This is a genomic window from Actinomycetota bacterium (assembly GCA_005774595.1).
Taxonomy (GTDB): Bacteria; Actinomycetota; Coriobacteriia; order Anaerosomatales; family D1FN1-002; genus D1FN1-002.
This window is the reverse complement of sequence record VAUM01000384.1, coordinates 1-1,619: the sequence shown is the minus strand read 5'-3', so window position 1 is coordinate 1,619 and position 1,619 is coordinate 1. Positions and strand designations below refer to the sequence as shown.

General features: G+C 71.0%; 1 protein-coding gene. It reads left to right on the top strand.

The window, feature by feature from the left end; translation table 11 throughout:
* Nucleotides 1-211: 211 nt before the first annotated feature.
* The gene (locus FDZ70_10340) at nucleotides 212-1,258 is read left to right on the top strand and encodes a DUF4349 domain-containing protein (protein ID TLM66689.1); all 1,047 of its coding nucleotides are present in this window, start codon (nucleotides 212-214) and stop codon (nucleotides 1,256-1,258) included.
* Nucleotides 1,259-1,619: the final 361 nt, after the last annotated feature.

Genomic DNA, 1,619 nt, shown 5'->3' with positions numbered 1-1,619 from the left:
GTCGTGGCTCTCGGCGTCGCGCTCGGCGCGTACGCGGCCAACGTTCTGAAGAAGAACGAGCCCAAGGAGTAGCGCGGCTTCGTCCCGAACCCGCTCTCTCGTGTCAGCGAGCGCCCTCGACGCCGAGAACCGGCGGTCGGGGGCGTTTCAGTTCCGCCGGGACCGCGGCTTCAGGGGGCCGCACCCGCAAGACGAGAAGGAGGTCTTCGCGATGACCGACACCGGGAAGATGAGGCCGAGCCGGGTACTACTCGCGGTGTTCGCCATCGTGGCGCTCGCGCCGGCGCTGGCGGGATGCTTCGCCCAGAACGCCGAGCGCGATACGGGCACGGTCGGCTCCGGCGGCTCGAGGGGGGTGGCGGTCTCTCCGGGGTACGCGCCGGACGTGGTGTCCGAGGAGGCCGCGAAGAGCGCCGACATGGCGGCCGTGCCGCCGAGCGCCGGTGACGGGAGCGGCGCGGACGCGTCGACCGTGCCCGCGGACGAGCGCCTGATCATCACGAACAAGAACCTGCGCATCCAAGTCGACGACGTGAACGCGACCGTCGATGCGATCCGCGGCTTGGCGTCGAAGCACAAGGCGAACATCACCAACATGCAGGTGAGCACCCAGTCCGACGTGCCGGTCTACAACTACGCCGCGCAGCAGCGCGACAGCTCGTACGACTCCGCGCCGCTGCAGGGCTGGATCACCGTCAAGGTGCCTGCCGACCAGTACGAGGCGTTCATCGCCGAGGCGGTCAAGCTCGGGCGTGTGCTGCGCCAGTCCGAGGACACGCAGGACGTCACGCAGGAGCACGTCGACCTCGCGGCGCGCCTCGGCAACCTGCAGGCCGAGGAGAAGCGCCTGCGCGAGTTCTTCGACGCGGCCAAGAGCGTCGATGACATGCTCAAGATCGAGCACGAACTCGCGCGCGTGCGCGGGGAGATCGAGTCCATCGACGCGCAGAAGAAGTACCTCGAGCGGCAGGCCGCGATGGCGACCGTGACGTTCGAGCTCGTGGAGCCGACGCCCGTCGTCAGCCCGGGTGGCGAGGATTGGGGCGTCAAGGACGCGTTCACGCAGGCGGTCCGCTGGTTCGTGGGGACGATGAACGCGCTGATCGTGCTGCTCGGCCCGGCGCTCGCGATCGGGATCTTCGTGGTGCTGCCGGCGTTCCTCATCATCCGCGCCATCATCAAGGCGGTGGCCAGGCGGCAGGCGAAGCGGGCCGCGGTCGCGGCAGCGGAAGCCGAGGAGTCCGGGACGCCGCAGTAGCGGACGAGCGCGCGAGCGCGCTGCCGCGAGACCGGCACGTCGGAACGGGGGCGGTCCTTGCCGGGCCGCCCCCCTCTCTTCCCGGGCAGTGATGTCACGGGCGACGTCGTATGTGACGTCGCATGTGACGTCACCGTCCCTGAAGGCCGCCGGCCGGCTACTCCGCCGCCGACCCGCGGACCGCGCGTACGGCGCGCACGCGTGCGGCCGCTACGTCGAGCGCGAGATGCACGGCGAAGACCCCCGCAGCGGCGATCGCCGGGAACACCACGAGGTCGCGCGTCGTCTCGATCGCGGCCGTGCCCGGGGCGCCGGCGCCGCCGACGACCGTCAGCCAGCCCCCCAGCCCCACGCCTATCGC